The organism is Flavobacterium sp. KH_001, assembly GCF_057840745.1.
In genome coordinates this window covers 4,434,732-4,459,334 of the sequence record NZ_CM174520.1, presented here as the reverse complement: position 1 = coordinate 4,459,334, position 24,603 = coordinate 4,434,732, and the positions used below count along the sequence as shown (strand labels likewise).

Below are 24,603 nucleotides of genomic sequence, written 5' to 3'. Positions count from 1 at the left end.
AAAATATAAAATAAATAAAATGAAAAATTTAAGTCTTTTATTATTGAGTTTTGTGCTTTTACTAAGCACTTCGGCTTGCGAAAGTGAACTTGATGTGATTCCGCAAGGAGCACCGTCAAGCGGAAATTTCTGGAAAACGCCAGCTGATGCAAAAGCAGGAGTAAATGCAATTTATGCTTTATATTCTGATGATAATATGTATGGTCGTGGTTTTTTCTGGCTGAATAATGCGAGTGATGATATAGGAACTAAGCCAAGACAAAATGCAGAACGTATCAAGAACTTTATTGTTGATGGTGCGGAGTCTGATACCAAAGATATTTGGAGATTGCATTATGAAGTAATGAAACGTTGTAATGATGTGCTTCGCAATGTTCCGAAGATTTCACTAGACGAAAAAACGAAAAACATGATGCTGGGAGAAGCTTATTTTAATCATGCTGTAATGCATTTAGAATTAGCGTATCATTATGGGGATGATCGCGCAGGGATCCCAATTCAGGACAGAGAAGATCCAACAAATGTATATGTGCCTCGTGCAAAAAACGTTGCCGAAAACTACGCATATATCGCCGCAGATTTAGTTAAAGCTGCCGATTTATTACCGTATTTTAATGAGCTTACACCCGATAATTATGGTCGTGCTCATAAAACAGCTGCGTGGGGATATTTGGTGCGTACCTACTTGTATGCAAAAGACTGGGACAATGCAATTAAGTACGCAAACATGATTGTAAACAGTGGAAAACACAAGTTACTTGAAAATTTTGAAGATGTGTTTAAAATTAAAAACAATTGGTCTTCAGAATATATCTGGTCTGTAACTTCAAGTTCAGAAAACACAGGATTAGGTTCTATTTTTCCGGGAGTATGTCTGGAAGATAAAGGTTGGGGAGTTTATAATGGTTGGGGAAATTTTTATCCTACCAAAGAATTATTTGACACTTATGATCCGGCAGATAAAAGACGCAGCGCTACAATTTTGCAAAAAGGAGACACGTTCATGTATTTTGGTGAATTAGTAACTTTTAACGAAGGAAAATATGTTGTAAGTTCAAGTAACAGAACAGGATATCAATTCAAAAAGTATATGGAACCGTTCGGTTATCCAAAAACAACTTCAGGTGGAATTGATATTCGTTATGTAAATGCAAACGGAGATAAGCCTTCAACAGCTTTGAATGTACCTCTTTTACGTTATGCTGATGTGATTTTGATGTTAGCAGAAGCCAAATTAATGAAAGGTTTAAGTGCCGATACTGAAATAAATATGATTAGAAACCGTGCAGGTTTAGCAAGTATCTCGGGTGCAACATTAACAGATTTAAAAAGAGAAAGACGCTGCGAATTAGCGGGAGAATGGACAGATCGTCATTTTGATTTAGTACGTTGGGGAGATGCTCAGGCTACGTACGCAAAACCTTTACACCATTATAATGGAAGTGTTATTTATCCTGCACGTAATTTTAATCCTGCTATTCACCATGTTTGGCCAATACCACCAGATGAAATTGCAGTGAGTAAAGGAGCCCTTACTCAAAATAAAGGCTGGTAGTTTGTAGTTTCAGTTAGTTTGTTTTGTTTTTTTACGCTGCAAGCTTGTTGTGGAGCTTGCAGTTGTAAAGAAAACGACAAATGATTTTATATAAAATTGGCCAGTCTTTAAAAAAAAGGCTGGTTTATTTAGTAATACAACCTTAATACATTCATAAAAACGATGTAACTACAACAAGTTACTTTCTTTATAAAGTTACCTACAACTTTAAATAGCAATAAAATAAATTTTCAATGAAAAAAATAATAGCCCTTTTTTGCCTCCATTTCTTCACATTTGCCCAAGCGCAGCAGTATAGCTCCAGCAATATTCATTCGCATAATGATTATGCAGGTAAACTTCCTTTTTATGAAGCTTATTCTAATGAAGCCGGTGTCATCGAAGCCGATGTTTTTTTAGTAAATAACGAATTACCAGTTGCCCATACTTCAAAAGAAATTACGACTTATAACACGCTAAGAAGTATGTATTTGGATCCTTTATCCAATAAATTAAAGACTTTAGCAGGAAAGGCATATCAAAGTAGTAAGCCTTTAATTTTAATGATTGACATTAAAACAGAAGCAGAACCGACTTTAAAATTAATCGTTCAGCAGCTTAAGTTATATCCGGATTTGATTTCGAATAAAAATCTAAAAGTAGTTATTTCAGGTAACAGACCTTCTGTCGCAGATTGGAAAGAATATCCTGAGTTTATCTATTTTGATGGAAGAGTGAACGAAAATTATTCTCCGGAACAATTGTCACGTGTCGAAATGATTAGTGAGGATTTAAAGGAAATCACCATTTGGAATGGTAAAGGTGTAATGACACAAGCAGATGCTGAGAAAGTACAAGCCATCATTAAGAAGGTGCACGATCAAAATAAAAAAATCAGGTTTTGGGGTACGCAGGATAATGTAAATACCTGGATGACTTTGATGAATTTAAATGTCGATTATATTGCAACAGATAATGTTCCGACTTTGACACAATTCATTAAAAATATTAAAACAACCTTTTATCAGAATACCGAATTTCATCAAGCCTATGTTCCTAAGAATGGATTGGCATTTTCTAAAAAGAAGCCTAAAAATGTAATTCTCTTAATTGGTGACGGAATGGGATTGACTCAAATTTATGCTGGTTATACGGCAAATAAAGGGCAATTAAGTTTGTTTAATATTCCAACTCAGGGACTTTCTATAACCAAATCTTCAGATAGTTATATCACAGATTCAGCTGCCGGAGCAACAGCAATGGCAACAGGGCATAAAACCAATAACAGATTTATTAGTGTTGATGAAAGCGGAAAACCTCTGGAATTAATCACACAACAATTGGCTAAGAAAAACTATAAAACCGCTATTATTTCTGCTGGAAATATTACAGATGCTACACCGGCTGCTTTTTATGCTCATCAACCTGACAGAAGTTATAGTGAACCTATAGCTCAGGATTTTTTATCAAATCCTTCCGATATTTTAATTGGAGGAGGACCAAAGGAATTTAATTCCAGAAAAGATGGCAAAGATTTATCTAAGATTTTGATGGAGAAAGGATATACTTTTTCAGATAAATTCAGCAGTCTTGATACTATTAAAAGCAACCGATTTGTGGTTTTAGATGATGCTTCGGTAGTTTCTATGAAAGCGGGGAGAGGTGAGTTTTTAACCAAATCTTTGGCGAAAGCAACAAATACTTTTTTAATGGCAAAGAATCCGTTTTTCATAATGGCCGAAGGAGCACAAATCGATTACGGTGGCCATCAGAATAATGTAGAATATGTGGTACGTGAAATGCTGGATTTTGACAAATTGGTTGGATTAGCAATGGAATTTGTAGATAAAAATCCCGAAACACTTTTGATTGTTACAGCTGACCACGAAACTGGGGGGCTTTCTTTAATTGACGGAAGTATAGAAAAAGGATATGTACATGGAAGTTTTAGTACAAACGACCATACCGCAGTTCCGGTTCCTGTTTTTGCTTACGGACCGGGAGCTCAAAATTTTATGGGCGTCTACCAAAATACAGCTGTTTATAGTAAAATACTAGAGGCCCTTTTTACAAAGTAATTCTGTAAACAGCGTCTCAGTCAAGTAGAGGAAAACCCCAAAATTTTAGTTTACAAAAAAATGCCAGACTCCTAAAGGAATCTGGCATTTTTGCTATAAGGTAAGTTCTTTTATTTTTTGATTATTTTATCAATAAATAGTATTTTGTTGCCTGTACTTAAAGTGTAGATATAAATGCCTTTTCTAAGACGACTTACATCGATTTGCACTGTGTTTTCAGTTGCGTTTCCTGTTATTTCTACTGGTGCTGCAACTAAAAAACCTAAGAGGTCATACAATTTTAACGACATGTTTTTTGGTTTATCCGTTTTTATGGTAAAATTGACAAAATCAGTTGCAGGATTAGGATATGCTTTTACTGAACATCCTCCGTTTCCATGATCTGGCGGCAAAGCTTTTACAATGTTTACGGTAAAAGAACAATTGGTTGTATTTCCTGCTGCATCAACTACTTTAAAAGTATTGGTAGTAGTACCTAATGGAAAAACACTTCCTGATGCCAGCCCTGATGTTTGTGTAATAGTAATACCGGAGCAATTATCAGTTCCTACAGGAGTAGAATAAGTTACGATCGCTCCATGTAATCTACCCTCTTTTTTCTGGATAATGTTTTCCGGACAGCTTAATATCGGCAATTCAGTGTCAGTTACAATGATATTAAACGAAGCTGTTGCTGTATTGCCAGATGCATCCGTTACTTCAAATGTATTGGTTGTTGTTCCAATTGGGAATACTGTACCTGAAGCTAAACCCGCTGTCTGAACAGTAGTGGCTCCCGGAAAATTGTCAGTTCCTATTGGGGTTACATACGTGATTTTGGCTCCGCATATTCCCGTATCATTACTTTGCGTTATTGTTGCCGGTGCTACAATAACAGGTAATTCTTTATCAGTTATGGTTAGTGACTGATTAACATCGGCAGCAGCTAAATAATATTCATTTCCTAATTGAGAAGCCGTAATGGTTACGGTTCCTGCGCTTAATATTTGGATTTTCCCGTTACTAATTTTTGCAATACCTTCATTAGAACTTACATAAGTAATCGCTAAACCAGATGTGGCCGTAGCATTTAGATCATAAGAGGTCGCGGCTGTAATAGTAATGGAAGGGAAGTTGATGCTTTGTGCTGCTTTTTTAAGGTCAAAACGTGCAATAACAGGTCCATGATCCGATGTTGTATTTACATAATTCGAAATATCCAAACGTGGATCGTAAACGGCAACAGAATTTGGAATGTAATCGTTTGTAAGTTCATTAGAAATAATAATGTGATCTAAAAAGCCGCCAGAAGATAAGTAGCTATAGGCTCCTGCTTTACTTATCTCTAAAGTTAAAGCGTTATAACGAGCAGTGTCTTCCACCATTTTTTGGTACGACGAAGGATTAGGAGTAATAACAGATACATCGACGTCATCATTATAATCACCCAGAATCATAAAGTTTGCGTTGGGATATTCTACATCTAAACTGTCCTTTAAAAGTTCAGCGTCGTATTTACGCATATTGTATTTTGAAATATCAGTTCCACTGTTGGCACGACCATGAAGGTCAATAATGTTCATTTCTTTTTTAACCCCGTTAATGTTAGTTTCAATATTCACTAAATAAGGTAAACGTCCTGAGGCAAAGAAACTAGAACTGTTACCTCCAGGATAGTTAGGTAAACTGGTATTTCCTGCACGAATATTATCGTACAAATCAGTAAACATAACACGGGTTTTGTTTACTTTGGTGGTTTGTGTATTGTAAATAACCACTAATTTTTGAGGAGGAAATAAAGGATCTGGTGGCGAAAAGGAATAAGACCAGGCTGGAGAAATGCTCTTGTCAAATGTTTTGCCATTGATGCTTATTTTTTGAATCAAAGTTTCCAAGGCAGCTTCATCCGATACTTCCTGAACTACATAAACATCGGCATTTAATTTATTCATTACTTTGGCTACATTTTCAACTTGCAAAGCGTCGTCAATTGGACCAAATTCCCCGCTTGTTCCAACTACATCACTTCCAAAAAACTCTAAGTTGTAACTTACAATATCGAAGGTTTCAGCTTTTGGAAAAGAGGAACCGGTAAAATGACCTATTTGCTGATTTAGTCCGGTAGAGGTAACCGTCAAGGAGCCTTCTAAATTTAATGCTTTTACCGAAGGGGCAAAACGCGCATAAATAGTTTTACCAGCTAATGCATCGTTTGTAGCAACAACAAGACTGGATTGAAAATTGGTATTATCAAGAGCTAATTGATAGTTAGAAGGAGCTGTGATTGTAAAATCACCATAACCTCCAGCCATGAAAATAAAGGATTGACTATCTGAAGTTGAATTTGCGTTTGTTTCACTAAAATTCAAATTAGGGTTAGAAGCTAAAAATGTTGCTTCATTGGTAATACTTACATCATCGATTGTCCATTCAGCGGCATTATCTCCACCTGATGCGGTAGTTTCATATACCCAGGCGACATATGTATTATCGGTTTTATAAGCAGCTAAATTGATAAACTGCGACGCTTTAAATACTCCGGTAGTTGAAGGGAAATCACCTTCAAGTTCTGTCCAGGTAGCAGTTTCGGGGCTGCTTGTTCCGTCGTAATCAACAGAAACCATTAATTTTAAATTAGGACCCGAGTAGAATTTACGGGAATAAAAGGATAACAATGGGAATTTATCGAAGCTATCTAAATGTAATTTTGGTGAAATTAACCAATCTTTACTTGCTCCGTTTTCAGCGTAGCCATTTATTAATACTGCAGCTGGTGAACTATTAAAACGGCTGCTTGTACTAGCCCATTTAATTTTATCGCCTGCTACACTATAAGCAGTCCATCCACTGTTTGTAAGTACGTTTACATCATTAAAATTTTGAGAATAAGGATTGATTCCTACACCGGATACTAGTATTGTTTTAGTACTTGCCCCAGAAGTCTGGTGTTCTATTTGTCCTGAAAAATTACCCATTGCAGTAGGTGTAAATCGTACATAAACAGTAGGAGCGTTAGAAGCATCAAAATCTAGCACGTCAAAAACCAAAGAAGATTGAAAATTATCATTTGGATTTTTTGAAATTGTAAAATTATTTGAAGCAGTAACAGTCACTACATCATTAAGATGCTGTGCCTGAATTTGATAACTGCTTGTTTTTGATGCGAAATTTTGTTCTGCAAAGCCAAAATCCAATGCAGTCTTTGTTGTTGATATTGAAGGCACTAAAACACTAGAAGTCTTAACATTCAGCTGATTACTGTCGGTTTGAAGATTACCATAAAAATCTTCCGAAATAACATACACAACATAATCAGTACCAAGAGCTAAATTAGAAATACTTTTAGTATAAGTCAAAGCGCTGTCCGTAACATCAAAAATATCAGACTGTAAAGCAGTATTTCCATTGGCATCTAAACCTGATTTTATTTGAGAAGCACTTGGTTTAGCACTTCCTGAGGCTAATAATACAAAATAAGTCTTTCCAATTTCGTTCACTTGAATTGACAAATCAAAACCATTGGATAGGATATTTTCTATTTTAGGGTACCCATCAGCGTACACAGGTGGCGTAATGTCATTTTGAATAGTAATATTATCAATAGCAAAAGAAGGACGGGAGCCAGATCCTGAATTCTGCTTAGAAATCCATCTTAATTGTACAACCTCCCGATTGTCGCATTCAGCCGGTAAAATGACCGTGATAGTAACGGGATTTAAAGGAGAAGTAACTCCAGCAGTTGTTTGTTTAACGGTATTGCTTAAATACGAGGTTGTCGGCAAAGTAGTAAAAACAGAAGAGTCACCTATTCGATATTGCAAAACCATTTCATTAATACGGGTGTTAGCAGTTCCGTCATAAGGGTTGCGAATTACCATGGCATCATATTGTACTACAATGCCTGACTTTGCTACTGTGTTAATTGCTAAGCCAATCGTTAAGTCTAACGAGCCAGAGTTTAAAAATCCAATTTTTCCATTATAATTATGAACATTCCCACTGGTAGTAGAAGCAGAGCTACTGGCTGTCAGGGCTCGGTCTCCTATTAAAACAGCGTTGGTATTGTAGGAACTTCCGGGAGCGGTACTTGCTGTCCAACCCTGTAATCCTGAGGGATATGTGGTTGAGGTAGGTTCTAATAAAGAAAAATCTTGTACATAAGGCAAATTTTGAGCTACCGGAGATGTTCCCTGAGCAAATAAGGACATGGAGAAGCAACAAAAAAGACTTAAAAAAGCCATGAGATGGCGCGTTTGGTAGAAGTGTTTCATTTTTTAAGAAATAAGGTTGTTAAAAATCAAATTTAGAGTCTTTAAAGTTAAGCTATTATTATAAAATTCATAAGTTTATTGTAGTTATTTACGGATTTTTCAGATAAAATCTGATTGTTTATTGGTGGAAAAAACTGATAAATTGGTCATTTTTTACTTAATATGATCATTAGATTTGGAATAAGCTGGTCATTTGGTTTTAGTGCAGACAGAGCTCTGAGTAATAAATTTTGTTTAGAAATCTTAACCAGATTAATAAGTTATTATAGTAAATGGATTGTTAATATTAATGTAAGGTAATTTTAAAAATGCCATAACTTTTGTTCTGATATTACATTGTTTTTTTGATGAAAAATTTTTTTATGGAAAATAACAATGATTTAAGCAGAAGAAGGTTTCTTAGAAATTCTTTATTGGTTGCCGGAGGAGTTTTCATCGCTCCGCTTATCGAAAGCTGTAGTGATGATGATAAAACGGATAACAGCGGTGCGCCAGATGGAATGAAAAATGAAGGGTTTGAGACAGGAGTAGCCAGTTTTGACCCGACTGAAACAGGAGTGATTATCTGGACAAGATATTCAGCAGGTTCAGATGCTGAAATAACCTGGGAGCTAAGTAAGGATGCCGGATTTTCCGAAGTACTAAGAAATGGGCAGGCAACAGCGTCATCCATGAATGATTTTACAATAGCGATAGATGTTCAGAATATTACTTCCAATACAAAATATTATTATAGATTTTATAATGCCAAAACCAAACAGGTAACTGTTACCGGAGAAACACGTACACTGCCGTCTAAAACAGATAGTATAAATGATGTAAAAATGGCTGTTGTTTCCTGTTCTAATTTTCCGGCAGGACTTTTCAATGTGTATGGAGCGATTGCTTCTTCAGATGCTGATGTAGTGGTTCATCTTGGAGATTATATTTACGAATATGCGCCGGGACAGTATGGAACAAATCCATTTACCAACCCGCTGGGAAGAGAACATAAACCAGCCAGGGAGATTACAAGCCTCAGCGACTACAGAGAGCGCTACAGGCAATATAGAGGAGATAAAAATCTTCAGCTTCTTCATCAGAAAAAACCTTTTATATGTGTCTGGGATGACCATGAGTTTGCTAACGATACCTATAAATCCGGTGCAGACAATCATCAGCCTGCAGAAGGGGATTTTCAGATGAGAAAAATGGCGGCTTTTCAGGCTTACAGCGAATATATTCCGCTTAAAACAGGAAAAGATCTTAGAATTTACAGAAGTTTTAATTTTGGTAGTATTCTTTCGCTTTACATGATGGATACCAGAGTTATAGCAAGAGATAAACAGCTGAGTTATTCGGATTATATTGATATCGACGGGAATTTTGACCAGACAAAATTTAGAACAGATTTGTTAAGCACAAGCAGAAAATTAATTGGAAGCGAACAAATGACATGGCTGGGATCACAAATCAATGCAGATACTGCTAAATGGAAAGTTTTAGGCCAGCAGATCCTGATGACAAAGATGCTGATTCCCGCAGAACTTCTATTACTTTTGAACCAAATTTTAGCAGAAGTCGATCATTTAGGAAGTGCACAGCCGGCGACCATGCAGGCTCTTATAAACACAATTTCTGAACTTGTTGTGATTAAAATGAGACATAAACAAAATGATCCTTCTTTAACGGCTCAGGAAATTGCGAGAATTACGACGACTCTTCCCTATAATCTGGATGCCTGGGATGGTTACTTTGCAGAACGGGAACAATTATATGCCATCCTTTCCGGAAAAGATGTGGTGGTGCTGGCCGGCGATACTCATAATGCCTGGATGGGTAAACTTACAGATATGCAGGGGAAATTTATAGGTACTGAAATAGCCTGCAGTTCTGTGTCATCGCCAGGATTGGAAGCTTATCTTGGAATTACATCTGACCCTGCAAAAGCGATAGAGTTAGCACAGGCCTTTACAGTGCTGATAGATGATTTAGAATATGCAAATTTATACAAGCGAGGATATACCTATCTTAAATTTACAGCATCAGGTGCTGAAGCTGAATGGCGATTTGTAGATAATGTAACAACTGAAACTACCAATACTGTAACAGAAAAAAAATATACTATAGCATAATCTCGTTTGGCCCTGATTGTAGTTCTTTTCAGTAGAGCCAAAAAAAGAAGTTAATAAAATCGGAACAGGAGTAATCGTGTTCCGATTTTTTTATGCTATAGATTTGGATATTCTAAAGTAAGCATTGATTATTGATGATAAATTGTAATGATAGACAACCTTAGCTTGTTGTGGTGAAAATCAGGATTCGAATCGGTTTTCGAATCCTGTTGCTTTGTCGATGGTACTTTTTATCATTTTTAATCTCTTTTACAATTATAAATATTGCTATTCTTAGTTTGATGGTTTTGCTATCGTAGCTAATATCCCGCCATCAACATATACGATATGACCGTTTACAAAATCACTTGCTTTTGAACTTAAAAAGATTGCCGCACCCTGCAAATCGTCTGGATCACCCCAACGACCGGCTGGTGTTCTTTCCATAATAAAATCATTAAACGGATGTCCATTCACACGGATTGGAGCTGTCTGACTTGTAGCAAAATATCCTGAATAAATTCCGTTAGTCTGAATATTGAATTTTGCCCATTCGGTTACCATATTTTTGGTCAGCATTTTGCTGATGCGTATGCGCTTACAGAATCTCTACCCAATTCACTCATCATCGAGCACATGTTGATGATTTTTCCTCCGCCACGCTCTATCATTCCTTTGGCAGCATTTTTAGAAACAATAATCGGACCGGTTAGATCCACTTTGATAACAGCTTCAAAATCGGCAACTTCTATTTCTATAATGGGAGTTCTTTTGATGATTCCGACATTATTAATAAGAATGTCTATTGGGCCAACTTCAGCTTCTATTTTGTTAATTACGGCAAAAAAGGTACCCATCCCAGCAACTCCAATTCTGAAAATTGCAACAAATGAGACCGCTTTTTGATACAAAAGGATTTCCATCTATTTTTTCAAAACAATCATAAAACATATTAAAATAGCTATCAGCTTGAAGGGTACCAAATTTACTAACACCATAATAATAAATTTAGTTTGGTGTAGATTTGCACCAAAATTTTGAAACGGAAAAACATAGATGAATTAGTTTTTTATTAGATAAATCATTTATAAATATTAAAATTTGAAAGCCTTAACTTTTTTTTGCAAATATGAAGGAACTCCAATTGCAAAAATGTATCCTTTCCACTAATCCAAAATCTTAAACAAGAAATCTTCAATAAATTGATTGGTAAATTCCGAGCTTGCCTTTGAGGAGACGTCGGTAAGTTTTGGTAAATTAACGCTAAAATATTGCTGGTGATGAGAAGTTTCAATCAAAGTAGTACTCAATGATCTTGGATATTTATAATCTGGATTATATTGGGAGATAATTTCTGCTATCTTTCCGCATAAGTCTTTGTAAGGCTTAAATACCTCATTTTTATTGATTTCTGCCACTTCTTTGACCAGATAGACTTTACTGCTTTCTGCAATAACAATTTGGTTAAGCAGTTTTTTATTGTAGTCAAATTGACTGGTACTTTCCGGGAATTCGTGGGTAAGCAAGCTGACAATTATTTTTAGTCTTTCTTTTTTATCAAGTACGTTTTCTAATTTAAATGTCATTAAGAACTCCATATATGACCAATACCAATTTAAGATATAAAGCAAAAGGCGGTGTTTGTTTTCAAAATACCGATAAACAGTAGCCTCGGTACTGTTTATTTCTATGGCTAGCTTCTTAAAGGTAAATTGTTCAAAACCCAGCTCATAAATCAGGTCAATGGATTTTTTTACCATTAATTTACCCAATTCACTGCTTTCCGGATTTCTGAGGAATATCTTTTCGTTGATATCAAATTTAATTTGGAATTCCATACTAATTACCTTTTTGCAAATATAGTAAAGATTTGTTACTCAATAGTGATAGTGTTTTTAAAAATATTTAACAATTATTTATAATAGTATTACTATCATTTCAGATAGTTTTAGTAATTTTACTCTAAATTTTAAATTTTAAAATAAATGTTGATCAATACAAAAATTCCGTTTTCTTATCTTTTTAATAAAGTAAAGTATGAATTTTGGTACGTATTAGTCATCGGTACCTTAGTTCATTATCTTACTATTCAGTTTGAAAATGTTATTCCGGTAATGCCCATTACAGTGCCTGCATTTATTGGTACAGCCATTTCTGTTATTCTTTCATTCAAACTCAGTCAGTCTTACGAACGGTGGTGGGAAGCCCGAAAAATATGGGGGAGTATAGTAAATGACAGCCGCAGTTTTGTATTGCAGCTGCAATCTTTTGTAGCCAGAGAAAATCAAAATGAAGTGAGAGAAATTGCCTTTAGGCATATTGCCTGGTGTTATAGTCTGGGGCAGAGCCTTCGCGGTCTTGATTCTATTAAAAATTTAGAAAATTTTGTTTCTGATAAAGACATTGAGGAAATAGCAAAACAAAATAATAAACCCTTAGCATTATTACAGCTAAATACACTTCAAATACTGGAATTGAAAGAAAAAAGAGCGATGAGTATCTTCTCTCAAATTCAAATAAACAATACTTTAGTCAATTTTTCAAATGCGATGGGAATGGCTGAACGAATTAAAAACACGGTTTTTCCTGTAACGTACCGTATATTTCTGCATATTTTTATTTACATTTTTATTGTAACGCTTTCTATAGCACTAAGAGATATCAAAAGTTATTTTGAAATTCCACTGCTTTTGACTATTTCAACCATGTTCTTCCTTTTAGAAAAATCTGCTACTCATATGCAGGACCCTTTTAGAAATCAGCCTACAGACACGCCAATGACATCAATAGCAAGAACAATTGAAATCAATATTAAAGAGTTATTAAAAGAATCCGATATACCTAAGCCGCATCAGCCGGAAAAATTTTATTTATCATAAACATTAAAACCAAGCAAAAATGAAAACGTTAACAAAAGAAATGCAGGCCGCAATAACTCCTTCCAAGGCTTTAGAGCTTTTAAAGGAAGGAAACCAAAGATTTGTAAGCAATCTGAAAATAAACCGTAATCTTTTACAGCAGGCCAATGAAACTTCAGATGGGCAGCATCCTTTTGCTGTAATTCTGAGTTGTATCGACAGCCGAACTTCTGCTGAATTAATTTTTGACCAGGGACTTGGTGATATTTTCAGTGTACGTATTGCTGGAAATATTATCAATGAGGATATTTTAGGAAGTATGGAATTTGGCTGCAAAGTTGCGGGGTCGAAAATTATTGTAGTACTAGGCCATACAAAATGTGGTGCTGTAAAAGGTGCATGCGATCACGTTGAAATGGGTAATCTTACAGCATTGCTGACAAAAATAAGACCAGCAGTTGATGATGAAACCGAGACTAAAGAAAACCGCAATTCAGGTAATGCTGCTTTTGTAGAGAATGTGTCTGTTATAAATGTTAAACGTACCGTTAAATCAATAATGGAACGCAGTCCAATCTTAAAAGAGATGATTGAGAAAGGGGAAATTGGAATTGTTGGAGGATCACACGATATTACTACGGGTGAGGTAACATTTTTCCCTGCTTAATTTCGAATCTTAAGAATAAAAGTAGTGGCATTTCTAGAATAATTAGCATTAAAAAATGCTTCTTTATAAATAAGTCATTTCTATAATAAATATTGAAAATATGCCAGAATTAACTACTGGCATATTTTTTTATGCTGCCCTGTATAAATATATTCGAACCTAAACTCGGTAGGTCATTATTTTGCCATAAAACGTAAAGTGATACTTTCAGATCCGGTAAACTGTAAATGCCTTGATTGTATATAAATTCAAATTTTCTTTAATTGTTATGACGTTATTAGTCTCCATAGTTCTAACTCCTTTGAAGTCTTGAACCCTTATGCTACATTCTTTCTCAGCACTGAAATTCTATTATGGGAAAAATTGATTTGCCACGATTCTGCCACAAAACTTAGACGGATGAAATATCTTTAAAAACAGCCTTTAGTTTTTGTAGCAAAAAAGGTATCCACTCCAATTGATAATGAACACAAAATTGCTTGAATCATTTAAAATTAGATTGCAATTGGCTTATTCTGTAGGGCCTGTTTTGTAAAAATTAGTTGTGTTAAATCTAATAAAGAAATACTGCAGACTGGTTATGGGGTTCGAATGCTTCGGAGTTTATAGTATAGGTTTCAGATTTTCAACAATCTGCTATTTAAAATATTGAATCTTTCGCTCCATTGTAGCTGTTACTTCATTTTTATTCCCTTCTAAATACATCTTACATTTAATCCAGTTTTTATGATTATCATATTCATATTCATAATATCTGTTTGTTGGCTGATTTATTTCATCTTCACTAATAAATTTAACTTCCACTAAATCGTTATTTTCATTATAATTGAAAATTATGTCATCACTTGGGTAGGGATAAGTTTGATGACCTGTAATATGTGTTTTTTGAATATAGGTATTGGTAGAGTCGTAAGTATAAATTGCAGTAAGGAATATTCCTAAATAGTTACGCCAAGTTGTCTTGATAATTTTGCTTTTATCATCGTAGTAGCATTTAAATTTAGTGTCACAAGCATAGTTGAATTTATTGTCTAAATTACCGTCCCGATACGGCCCTATGTTTTTTAAATCAAAATTACATTCTATTAGGTTTTCTTTCGAATCGTATGTAAATGTCTTTACTAATAATAGTTCGTTTTCTGAAGGTGATTTAAATATTTTTTGTTCAGGTTTGGGTTTATAATAAATCTTTTCTTCAATGATTTTATTTCCTTCAGTTTTATATTGATATTGAAACTGCCTTAAATCTCTATATTGATCTTGATTTAGAACTATATTCACACTGTCTAGTTTGGCTATTTTATAATCTCTGTCATTTTTAAATCTAGTTTCAATACTGAAATTAGTTTGGATTTGTAAATCCAAGTCAATCGATAATGGTTTTAAAATACGCAAGTAAGGAAACAAATCTTTCTTTAAAATATAATCTTTGTCATCATATTTATATTTATATATTCTCCCCTGTGGCCGATCTTCATAACCTTTGGATCTAAGAGTAATTGCTTTTTGTATAGCAAGTCCTTCTTTGTTAAATTCATAAGAATCATCATTCGCAATATCGTTTTCAAATAAAACACGATATTTTACTAATGGTGTAATGTCTTGTTTGTAAAAGGAATAAAATGTATTTACAGTCTTAACGGGACCGTTTAAATTTAACGATCTATTTACTTTTAATTTGTTTTCCTGGGCAATGCAAAGGCAACTGCATAGCAATGCAAAACCTGCAATAACTTTTTCAATATTTAATTTAATTTCCATAATATGAAATTTTTCTTTTTACACTTTTAAGTACCTCGTCCTGCATTGATTTGTATCTGAGTTTACATTTTATCCAATTGTTATGACTATCGTACTCATATTCGTAAAAGATTTTTTCTCGTTTTTGTATAATATCATTTACGTAATCACATGCTATGATATCTGCATTTTTGTTATAATAAAATCTGGCTGTTTTATATTTTAATTTAAAACCATCTCTGTAAAATATTTCAACTTCAGTAACATAATTTTCGGTGGGATGATATTTGTAATTCTGTTCTATAAGGGGCTCTTGTTCGATCTGCGGGTCTATAGCATCCGTATTGGACATTTTAATTAAGCGATTTTTGGCATCATATTCAAAGATCCATTTTTCATGAGCCCCATCTCTCTCCGTATAATAATTCTCGTTTTTGTATTCACCTTCATAGAATAATCGTTGCTGTACTAAATTGCCTTTTAGATCGTATATATATTTTTTGGTTTGGTATAGCTCAGTTTCAATTTTATTATTAGGAGCATCTTTTTGTAAAAAATATTCCTTTTCAGCAGTTATTTTACCGTTTTTGTCGAAATTATATTTATACGCAAAATCCGAGTCTGAATTTTTAAAACAGCTAGATCTTTTAAATGAAGTTTTATTTACATTTTGCATATTTAAATTAGCCATTCCACTCCAATCAGGTACCCGATAGACTTTCTTATCCGATTCGTATTTGAATTTATTTTGAAGATCTTTTTGGTCATATACTAATGAATCGGAAAAATGTCTTGATATTAAACCATATTTATTAAACTCATATGATTCATATGAGTTCCGGAATATTACTACATCTATGATATCATCTATTTCATATGCTGTGAGATCTTCTTTGTAAAAGGTTCGGTCATACACGACTGATTTAACCGAATCATTTAAATTTAAATGATACAAATCTTTATTAATTCCGTTTTGATTGTTGGTTTTCAGCTGTGAAAAACATGATAAGGTGAGGAAAAGAAATGGTAGCAGGGTTTTTATGTTTTGCATTTTAAGTAACATTTATATTCGATCTGGCTGGTTAACTTATTGATGTATTCGGACTTCAAAATAATATTATACAAGCTACATAAGTCTGCCTTTTTGAGTAGCAGACGCCTTAGATAATTGTGCCATATATTCTTGAATTTTATCGACTACATTATTACAATTTTTAATAGCCGACAAATAATATAGGATTCCAATCATATTCTTTGAGGCATCAACGGTAGTTTCTACTTTTTTTAAAGCATCTGTTTCGTTGCCAACAGACGTCATTTTTGTATAGGTTTCAACTATAGACGGTTGTGTTCTTCTCAATTCTAGTATTGCGCTATCAAGTTTAGTACTCATAGCATGAAATGCTAATCCCATTTTAGTGTAACCCCTTTTAGCTTCTTCAATAGTATTTGCTTTAGCAGCAACGTCGAATTCGGTTGCTCTCTTTTGCAACGATTGTGAAAGTAATTCAGATTTTTTGACAAAAGCAGCGCCATGAGCTATCAAAGCTTCATATCTTTCCTTAGAGTATACTTCGTTAAATGACGGATCACTATTTATTTTAGTTTCCGTTCCAGAACTTTCGGTAGTACTACTTTTGCTTTTTTGAAGTTCGACTGAAATATCACTGAATACATCAAGCAAATTTTTATCTGTGGAAGTACTTTGAGTTAAAGAAGTACTATTCGGATTAGCGTAATTATCGTCTATTATGGTTTGACAGACTTTTTCAATTGCAGCTAATGTCTCTAGTTTGGATTTAGTGGTTTGTGTAGTTTTATTTTTTTCAATTGTTCCATTTTGGGCATAATTCACAGTAATACAAAGGAATAGTATGTAGGTGAGTTCTTTTTTACCAACTAGTTTTAATCTCATAAGTATTTTAGTTATGGATAGATTTTTTGGGTTTTCAATTCTATAAATATATACATTATTACACTGGTGTCCACTAAAAAAGAAAATAAGTTCTTTTAAATTATTGTACATCTGTATCTTAATAGTCATTTTTGAGCATGACGATTTGAAATGATTATTATGTCGTAAATCAATATTATGAATATGAATCAGGGTAAATATGTTTTTTCTCAATTGGTTGAATTTCTTCCTCAATGTGTTTGATATAAATTAATTTTTAAGTTTAATAGAACAGCAAGAAAATTTTGTAGTAATGTTTCGAACTTAAGCCTTTAAATAGTTTTATTACAGTGTTTTAAAATGTATCTTAAAATAAATGCACCGATTCTGCACCCAGTTCAGATATATCTTTTTCAATATTTTATCTGCCCAAAAATGTCTAATACACATTCGAACATGAGCTTCTTAAGTATTGATTTTTTTGAGGTTTTTCTTTTTCTAAATAAATTGTACTAATATTTTACCACAAAATTTTGATGGTTTATTATCCTTAAAAAACGCTTTTGCTTTTTTGGCGAAATTGTAGGCAGCACCAAATAAAACTTGTGCTATAAATGCTTTATTTAACAGATAAATTTATGAATACTGAATGTTAAATCTGAGCTTAAAAATTATTGTTTAGAAAATTACAAGTCCTGCAATAAATTATTTCTTCTGGGGAGGCATTTTTTTTCTGCTTAATTTTAGTTGGAGGGTCAGTTTTCTTATCTAATGTACTATTTTCGATAGGTTCTTCACTTTCTGAATCTTTTAGAAATTTCTTCACTGTACTTTCTGCCAAAAATCTTAAAAAAGATAATATTTCAGCAGCTTCGTCTAGGGTGACGTTCATCCCTTCGTCGGTTAACATTTTATGTGCCTTCTCGGGAGTTATTTTCCATTTGTCCTTTTGGTTGTTCATTACCTTTTTATTTTGTAACTCAAAGATAATCATTTGTTTATGAAATTAAATAATGGTTAATTTTGTACCGTAGAGGGATCTCTACGATACAATTTACAAACCGCCATTTTTTGGACGATTTAATAGCACTTTCGAGTATAAATAAATTGAATGATAATGTCTTTGAATACAAATACTTAAGGGATGCTGCTTAAATGTTTTTTCCTATTTTGGGTTTAAAATTTGCAACATAAATGACATAATTTTTTGTAGACGCATAAAGGGGTACAATTGGGTACAATAAAAATTGTACTTGTAGAGATTTTTAAGTATTAGTTCCTTTGTTTGAAACTAATCATAAAGTTCCGTTTCAAATTAAAAATAATATGAAGACAATAAAAAGTGTATAATCAATTATAAAAATAATGATGAGTGATGATGTAGTAACAAAAGAAGATTTAAAACAGTTTAGTCTTCTTTTATTGGATAAAATAGAAGTCCTTTTAGAGAAATCTAGTTTTGTAAAAAGCGAGACAAATGATCCTGAATGGATTAAAAGTAAGTCAGTGAGAAAATTGCTTGATATTTCAGCCGGTTCGGTTCAGAATCTTAGAACTACTCAAAAAGTCCGTTTTAAGAAGGTGCTTGGTTCGTATTATTATAATAGAAAAGATCTTCAAAAACTTTTTGCAGATGAAAAAAGATAATGGATTAAAACAAAGAAATATTATGAACTACTTATCGATGTATGTTGATGATCCCCAACTTAATGTCTGGCATCTATCAATTTTGACAGCGATATTAGGGTTAGGATATAGGCAGGGGCAGAGTAAGAGGATAAAGGTCAGCCGCAGCAAAATTATGGAGTTGTCGCACGTGAACACTCTACCGACTTATCATAAGTATTTTAAACAGCTTCAGGATTTAGGATACATTAAGTACACCCCATCTTATCATCCAGGATATAAAAGCGAAGTTAAGTTGTGTAAAAAGAGGCTATCTCAAATATTTTGAGATAGCCTCTTTTATGTTTAGATATATTTTGAAATTATTTATCACGAAGAAATGTTGTATTTCTTTTTGATTGCCTGAATTTCCTTTTCGAGCCTGCTGATAACCGCCAAATCAGGCTTAGACATTTTGGACGCAGTTTTATTGAGTTTTTTATTGAGAATAGACATTTCACGACCGATTGTGGCCTGCTCAGTTATAGCATATGCCTCAGTCTGTTTTACCGATGCATGACCCAGCAGTTCTTTAACTACATTAATAGGGACGTTGTTATTTAATGTCACAGTGCTTCCAAAAGTACGGCGGGCCATATGCGTGTTTAATGTAAAAGGAAAGCCACACAAGACTGCCACCTCTTTTAGATACTCATTCATTTTCTGGTTGGATGAAACAGGAAGCACGGTTCCACGTTGGATACACAGCGGGTGCTCTTTATATTTTTCAACTATTTTCAGTGCTTGGGGAAGAAGAGGTACATTAAATGATGAGTTTGTTTTCTGCCTTTCGGACATAATCCATAGATTTCCATCAATGCCTTGCTTAATATCAGTTTTCTTTAATTGATAAGCGTCTATGTAAGCCAGGCCAGTGTAGCATTGGAAGACAAATACATCCCTTACGACATTGAGCCTGTCAGTTGTGAAATAATGACTTTCAAGTTCGTACAATTCCTGTGCGGTGAGTGGTTTTTTTACCAGTTTTGTTTTACGTCCCTTAAAGTTCTTAAATGGGTCCTTGGTGATTAACTCCTTATCAATGGCGCGGATTACAATCTTTTTGAAATTTGCAATATACTTTAGGGTGGTGTTGTTGCTGCAGTCGCGTACAGTTCTAAGGTAAAACTCGAAGTCCTTTACAAACTCGAGATTCAAATCCGCAAATTCAAGATCGTGCTTTTTAAGCTTGAATTTTATAAACGCAGTCAAATGGTTTTTAGTAATGGTAAACCGGTCAAGAGTGCCTTTTGCATAGCCTTTTCCAAGAAGCGCCTCCATTTCATCATTATGCTTTTGAAATTCTTCGAGCACCTTAATCTTTGGCGCTGTCCTTCCCAGGACCTCGTCCATAATTTTCTCAGCGGTTATGGTTTTGCCGCTGTACTTCATTTCGGTTTTGATTTCATTGATTTTTAAAGTCAGCGAATCCAAAAAGAAGTTCAGCGACTTTGCATCTTCCTTTGAGCCGACCGCTCTTTCGAACCTTTGATCCCATCGTGTATTATCCCATTTTCTCTTAGTTGAGCTTTCCTTACGGATACCGTCAACAGTTATTCTGAAATACACGATCCATTCTTTACTTTCTATTTTGGGTCTTTTTAAAAAGAATCCCAAACCAAAACTGCTTTCCAACATAATCCTACTTTTTAAATTAATAAATGTAGAATAATATTACTGCCAAATCAAGTCGTTAATCTCGTTAACCCTTGTAATATAAGGGATTTTCACTGTTTCTGGTGCACTTTTCAGCGCGCCGGAAAGTGCACCGATTCTGCACCTATAATTTTGTGAGGATTTATAAATATTGAAAATAGGCTTTAAACGAAAAAAACCTGCAAATCGTTGAATTTGCAGGTCTTCAGACATTTTTTGTGGCTTTTTGAAAAGATTGAAAACTTTAAGTTTTCCGCCTTTTTGGCCTTTCCGTGGGGAGAGCAGGATTCGAACCTGCGAAGTTCACACAGCAGATTTACAGTCTGCCCTCGTTGGCCGCTTGAGTATCTCCCCGATCTCAGCATTGATGCGCTTTGTTGTTCTAAGCGGTTGCAAATATATAAACGTTTTTGATGTTTACAAACTAAAATCGCACTTAATTTTAAGATATTTTTGAATTAATTTTTAAGTTGTTGGTATTGAATAAAATAAAAAAGACATAATAATGAAGTTTTTTTTTATTTATTCGAAATGTTGTTCCAATTTGACCAAAAATGCTACTATTTTTAGGTTAATATAGAAGTTCACATATCTTCGGTAGGTATTTTTCTTGCTTCATAAAATGTAAAAATACCTTAAATTAACTTAATGTGATTTTGAGTAAAAAAGATTCTTCTTAAAAATAGTGCAAAAACGTTTATGTTAAATCATCTTTTGTAATTGCATCTTCATCGTAATGATTAAAGGACAATATTTCACTTGTAAGCGTAGTTCTTTGGAATTAGCATCCAACTCTTCAGTTTGTTTTTTAATTCATTTTGATGTAGCATAAAACAAAAAAATCTCCACTAGGGAGATTTTTTTGTTTTATGTTGAATCTTATTCTTATTTAGCTAAAAGCTCTAAAACTTTTGCTCTTAATTCAGGACCTCTCAAATCTTGCGCAACTACTTTTCCTGATGCATCAAGAATAAAAGTTGCCGGAATTGATTGAACACCATATTGAGCAGCAATTGGCTCGTCCCAAAATTTTAGGTTCGAAACATGTGTCCAGGTTAAACCATCTTTTGCGATAGCTTCTTTCCACTTGCCAGCTTCTTTGTCTAAAGAAACTCCAATAATATTTAATCCTTTAGCGTGTAATTCTTTGTAAATAGCTACAACATTTGGATTTTCTTTTCTGCATGGTCCGCACCACGATGCCCAGAAATCAACAATAGTTACTTTTCCTAAGCTTTCCTTAAGTGAAACTACTTTACCTTCAGGATTTGGAGCAGAGAAATCTGATCTTCATTTAGCGCTGCCAACTGGAGGAGCTGTTGCACCAACCGCAGGCATTTTTGCTTGACCTATTTTAGATTTAGCTTCTTTTCCAGGAGTAGTATTTTTTAACGACTCATCTAATGAGTTGTATAAACTTTCAATTTTTTTAGCATCTGCTGTAGGATCTTCAGACATTCCTTTAACGATCAATACAGAGATAAAAGATTTTGGGTGACTTTCAGCGTAAGTAACATATTTCTTTTTAGAATCTGCCTGAACTTCAGTTTGAATAGTCATATATTGTTTCATCAAACCGTTGATAGTTGCTGTATCCTGAGCTTGTTGAGCTTGTTGCATTTTCTGAGTGTTATTTTTTTGAAAATCAATTAATCTTTTTTGAGATTTTTTAAGTTCTTCGTCAAATTTTACGTACTCATCATTGCTATAAGTACCACCAACTTTAGTTTTGTGGATACTGTCCTTATCAATTGCAACTGTAATTTCACCAGTTTCTAAGATGAAAGGAATTGGCCCGTTTGCATCCTGAAGAATTAAAGTATGAAAAGCTGGTTCAGTTACTTTTCCTTTTATTTCAAATTTTTCGTTTTCAACTTTTACTGTATCAAGAGCAACATTCATTTTTGTTGTTGGATCCTGACCTTGAAGAATGATTGTTTTTCCGTTTGCAATTCCTTTTGCAGTTCCTGTAATAAGGTATTCTCCGTCTTTAACTTTGCTGCATGACATTATCGCAACTGAAGCGGTAAGTAAAAAAAATATTTTTTTCATTATAAAATTAATTAGTTAATTGATTTGTGCAACAAAAGTATCTAAAAATATAAAACATAAAGAATTTTGTAACCTAAAATTTTGTTATAGTTTTTTTATCTTTAAGTATCATGTTTTCAGGGTGTTTGCTAGGTTTAATCGACTTAAAACTCTTAATTATATGCTTATTTAAACTCAAACTAAGCAATTTTTTGATTTTTAAGCATAAAAAAAGCACGCTGTAGACAGCGTGCTTTTAGGTATATTCTAGCGTAAAACTATTCTTGATTTGTTTTCTTTCTCCATGTGAAAGAATTCAAAATGTGTCTTTTTGCGAATCTTCCAGGAGAATCAGCGTTAACCATTTTCACATAAGTTGCTTTAGGAACACTAATGTATTCGTAAACACTTCCGTTAGAGAAATCGATAATTAAACGACCTTCAACAAATTTATAATCTGTAATTGAACAAGTAGAAATCGTTTCAGTATATTCTGGTAAATTTGCTTTAATCGTCTCAGGATTAATACTTACCAAAAAGTGATAAGCCTCAATAATCGCTTTACTTTTTTCTTCTGCTGCTTTTAAACCAGCATCATCACCTTGAAATTTATCAGGATGAGCTTCTTTCATCGCATTACGATAAATGGTTTTCAAATCTTTTAACTCAGCAGTTTTGTCTACGTTTAGTAACTTGCGGTATTCAACTATTTTTTTCATAAATAAAAGGTAACTTATTGTCTATTAGTTTGAAATGAGTGTTTTTTACTTCAAAACGACAAATTTTTTGCAAAGGTACACTTTTTTTTAACTTTTTAGTTTTAAGGCAAAAAATATTATGAAAATATGTAAAATGTTAGAAGTTAGATGTTAAACGTTAGAATGTTATGATGAATTGATACAGGATAATTTAACCGCAAAGTGCGCAAAGTTTTTATAATCATACAGTCTTTAGTAAACCGCAAAGTTCGCAAAGCTATGGCTATAAGCTTTGCGAACTTTGTGTAAACCTTTGCGAACTTTGCGATAAAATGTCAAAGCTGCTCTATTCTCATTTCAAATCTGAAACCTGAGACCTGAAACCTGAAACCTGAAACAATTTTTATTTATTCTCTGGTTTATGATTTGCTTTATCAAAATTTTTAGACTTTTTCGGATATTTATCGTAACTAATATCACTTGGATTTTCAATCACCGATTTAATGGTAACCCAGTCTCCAAGATTAAAATTTGAATGTGCTATTTTGTAATCTAAAAGATATTCACCACAAAAATAATTGTTGTTTTCATCTTTTTCGATGATACCGGTATAAACTCCTTTTTGGGGCATTTTTTCTTGTGAATCCTTAGACATAACTTTTAAATTTAAAATTGATGCAGCAAAGTTAAGCATTTTATGTTTGTTTTAGGGAGTTCGCGACAATCTCAGTATATTTGCATATGCATAAAAACTTTAAGCCACATCCAAATTCATTTAAAAATACCTTTTGTGTTTTTCATGAAGTGCTTCCAGATGCAATTGAAGGCTTAAAAAAACAATTCGAAAGTAAGGCCGGAAGTGCCTATTATTATAGTGAAGCCGGAATGTACAGAGTTTCGAATCATTGGGGAAGATTAGCCAACAGTAAATGGCGTTTGATTGCCATGGAACCGGAAACGCCTTCGAAAACAAAAATAGGTTTTGCCGCCTGGAGTGAATTTCATCCGGATAATGCCGAAGAAAAACTATATTATATTGAAGCTGATTTTGATAAGAACACCGTAATCTATCAGCATAAAAATAATCCGGCCTATGATAAAAAAGCGATTCTGAGAACGAGTTTTGAAACGACAAAACGTATTAAACAAATCAGAAATCTGCAGCAGCTGACTTCCTGGGCAAAACATTTTGATGATGATATTGATGTTTTGAGAGAAAGGATTATAACAGAATTGATTTATACCGAGAAAAGTTTAGAAGAAATTAAAAGAGAAATATAATGGGACGCAACAACGAAAAGAACATCAAAGCACACAATGACAAATTGCACAAAGCCCAGAATAAAAAGAAACAGGCTGAAGTTGCACGCAAGGAAAAACTAAAAGAAATTGTGAAAAAATTTAATGAAGATAAAAAGAACGAAGAGTAAGAATAGTTT

At 33.7% G+C, this 24,603-nt stretch carries 20 protein-coding genes, 1 tRNA gene and 2 pseudogenes; 9 read left to right on the top strand and 14 right to left on the bottom strand.

The genetic code is table 11. The annotated features are described in order from the left end of the window. Positions 1–19: 19 nt before the first annotated feature. A complete protein-coding gene (locus AC3ITQ_RS19065) occupies positions 20–1,555 on the top strand; it encodes a RagB/SusD family nutrient uptake outer membrane protein (protein ID WP_489235716.1) in 1,536 nt (511 codons plus the stop codon). A gap of 233 nt (positions 1,556–1,788) precedes the next feature. Continuing rightward, positions 1,789–3,612 (top strand): alkaline phosphatase, encoded by a 1,824-nt coding sequence (locus AC3ITQ_RS19060; protein WP_489235715.1) that lies wholly within the window; start codon positions 1,789–1,791, stop codon positions 3,610–3,612. A gap of 110 nt (positions 3,613–3,722) precedes the next feature. Here the strand turns inward: AC3ITQ_RS19060 and AC3ITQ_RS19055 are convergent, their stop codons facing one another. After that, on the bottom strand, positions 3,723–7,832 hold the full coding sequence (locus tag AC3ITQ_RS19055; RefSeq protein ID WP_489235714.1) for an HYR domain-containing protein: 4,110 nt from the start codon (positions 7,830–7,832) through the stop codon (positions 3,723–3,725). A 392-nt stretch (positions 7,833–8,224) separates the two neighbouring features. Between AC3ITQ_RS19055 and AC3ITQ_RS19050 the strand changes: the two genes are divergently transcribed. Beyond that, complete coding sequence (locus AC3ITQ_RS19050) at positions 8,225–9,976, top strand: alkaline phosphatase D family protein (protein ID WP_489235713.1); 1,752 nt, start codon at positions 8,225–8,227, stop codon at positions 9,974–9,976. Positions 9,977–10,249: 273 nt separating this feature from the next. On the opposite strand, the pseudogene AC3ITQ_RS19045 reads toward AC3ITQ_RS19050, so the two are convergent. Together AC3ITQ_RS19045 and AC3ITQ_RS19040 are read right to left on the bottom strand one after the other, a co-directional pair. Then, positions 10,250–10,791, bottom strand: a pseudogene (locus AC3ITQ_RS19045) (SDR family oxidoreductase); the annotation flags it as partial. Positions 10,792–11,121: 330 nt separating this feature from the next. Further along, entirely contained in the window at positions 11,122–11,793 is a 672-nt protein-coding gene (locus AC3ITQ_RS19040; protein WP_489235711.1) for a TetR/AcrR family transcriptional regulator, read from the bottom strand. A 147-nt stretch (positions 11,794–11,940) separates the two neighbouring features. Here AC3ITQ_RS19040 and AC3ITQ_RS19035 point away from each other — a divergent pair, with 147 nt between their 5' ends. Further along, positions 11,941–12,834, top strand: a complete 894-nt coding sequence (locus tag AC3ITQ_RS19035; protein WP_489235710.1) for a bestrophin family protein — start codon at positions 11,941–11,943, stop codon at positions 12,832–12,834. Between the two features lie 19 nt (positions 12,835–12,853). Then, positions 12,854–13,480, top strand: coding sequence for a carbonic anhydrase family protein (locus AC3ITQ_RS19030; protein WP_489235709.1), 627 nt, complete (start codon positions 12,854–12,856; stop codon positions 13,478–13,480). A gap of 636 nt (positions 13,481–14,116) precedes the next feature. On the opposite strand, the gene AC3ITQ_RS19025 is transcribed toward AC3ITQ_RS19030, so the two are convergent. The 4 genes from AC3ITQ_RS19025 to AC3ITQ_RS19010 all read right to left on the bottom strand — a co-directional run bounded on the left by AC3ITQ_RS19025 (position 14,117) and on the right by AC3ITQ_RS19010 (position 18,108). After that, a complete protein-coding gene (locus AC3ITQ_RS19025; protein ID WP_489235708.1) occupies positions 14,117–15,241 on the bottom strand; it encodes a hypothetical protein in 1,125 nt (374 codons plus the stop codon). Next, a complete protein-coding gene (locus AC3ITQ_RS19020; protein WP_489235707.1) occupies positions 15,231–16,271 on the bottom strand; it encodes a hypothetical protein in 1,041 nt (346 codons plus the stop codon). The genes AC3ITQ_RS19025 and AC3ITQ_RS19020 overlap by 11 nt, the downstream gene beginning before the upstream one ends. A 75-nt stretch (positions 16,272–16,346) precedes the next feature. After that, entirely contained in the window at positions 16,347–17,135 is a 789-nt protein-coding gene (locus AC3ITQ_RS19015) for a hypothetical protein (protein WP_489235706.1), read from the bottom strand. A gap of 643 nt (positions 17,136–17,778) precedes the next feature. After that, a complete protein-coding gene (locus AC3ITQ_RS19010) occupies positions 17,779–18,108 on the bottom strand; it encodes a hypothetical protein (RefSeq protein ID WP_489235705.1) in 330 nt (109 codons plus the stop codon). A 371-nt stretch (positions 18,109–18,479) separates the two neighbouring features. On the opposite strand from AC3ITQ_RS19010, the gene AC3ITQ_RS19005 reads away from it, so the two are divergent. Together AC3ITQ_RS19005 and AC3ITQ_RS19000 are read left to right on the top strand one after the other, a co-directional pair. After that, positions 18,480–18,761: a DNA-binding protein gene (locus AC3ITQ_RS19005; RefSeq protein WP_489235704.1), complete on the top strand. Its 282-nt coding sequence runs from the start codon at positions 18,480–18,482 to the stop codon at positions 18,759–18,761. Beyond that, positions 18,748–19,068: a hypothetical protein gene (locus AC3ITQ_RS19000; RefSeq protein ID WP_489235703.1), complete on the top strand. Its 321-nt coding sequence runs from the start codon at positions 18,748–18,750 to the stop codon at positions 19,066–19,068. Before AC3ITQ_RS19005 ends, AC3ITQ_RS19000 begins: the two co-directional genes overlap by 14 nt. A 41-nt stretch (positions 19,069–19,109) precedes the next feature. Here the strand turns inward: AC3ITQ_RS19000 and AC3ITQ_RS18995 are convergent, their stop codons facing one another. The 7 genes and pseudogenes from AC3ITQ_RS18995 to AC3ITQ_RS18965 form a co-directional block, all read right to left on the bottom strand. Then, on the bottom strand, positions 19,110–20,417 hold the full coding sequence (locus AC3ITQ_RS18995; protein ID WP_489235702.1) for a site-specific integrase: 1,308 nt from the start codon (positions 20,415–20,417) through the stop codon (positions 19,110–19,112). A 36-nt stretch (positions 20,418–20,453) separates the two neighbouring features. Continuing rightward, positions 20,454–20,648, bottom strand: coding sequence for a hypothetical protein (locus AC3ITQ_RS18990; RefSeq protein WP_489235701.1), 195 nt, complete (start codon positions 20,646–20,648; stop codon positions 20,454–20,456). Positions 20,649–20,708: 60 nt separating this feature from the next. After that, a tRNA-Tyr gene (locus AC3ITQ_RS18985) sits at positions 20,709–20,789 on the bottom strand. Positions 20,790–21,320: 531 nt separating this feature from the next. Next, positions 21,321–21,707, bottom strand: a pseudogene (locus AC3ITQ_RS18980) (peroxiredoxin family protein); the annotation flags it as partial. Positions 21,708–21,725: 18 nt separating this feature from the next. Next, positions 21,726–22,487, bottom strand: a complete 762-nt coding sequence (locus AC3ITQ_RS18975; protein ID WP_489235700.1) for a DUF4369 domain-containing protein — start codon at positions 22,485–22,487, stop codon at positions 21,726–21,728. A 257-nt stretch (positions 22,488–22,744) separates the two neighbouring features. Beyond that, the gene (locus AC3ITQ_RS18970; protein ID WP_072973585.1) at positions 22,745–23,185 is read right to left on the bottom strand and encodes a KTSC domain-containing protein; all 441 of its coding nucleotides are present in this window, start codon (positions 23,183–23,185) and stop codon (positions 22,745–22,747) included. Positions 23,186–23,567: 382 nt separating this feature from the next. Beyond that, the gene (locus tag AC3ITQ_RS18965) at positions 23,568–23,819 is read right to left on the bottom strand and encodes a hypothetical protein (RefSeq protein WP_074662021.1); all 252 of its coding nucleotides are present in this window, start codon (positions 23,817–23,819) and stop codon (positions 23,568–23,570) included. A gap of 86 nt (positions 23,820–23,905) precedes the next feature. Between AC3ITQ_RS18965 and AC3ITQ_RS18960 the strand changes: the two genes are divergently transcribed. Both AC3ITQ_RS18960 and AC3ITQ_RS18955 read left to right on the top strand, forming a co-directional pair. After that, the gene (locus AC3ITQ_RS18960) at positions 23,906–24,445 is read left to right on the top strand and encodes a hypothetical protein (protein WP_489235699.1); all 540 of its coding nucleotides are present in this window, start codon (positions 23,906–23,908) and stop codon (positions 24,443–24,445) included. Beyond that, positions 24,445–24,594, top strand: coding sequence for a hypothetical protein (locus AC3ITQ_RS18955; RefSeq protein ID WP_086065325.1), 150 nt, complete (start codon positions 24,445–24,447; stop codon positions 24,592–24,594). Before AC3ITQ_RS18960 ends, AC3ITQ_RS18955 begins: the two co-directional genes overlap by 1 nt. The last annotated feature ends 9 nt before the right edge of the window (positions 24,595–24,603 follow it).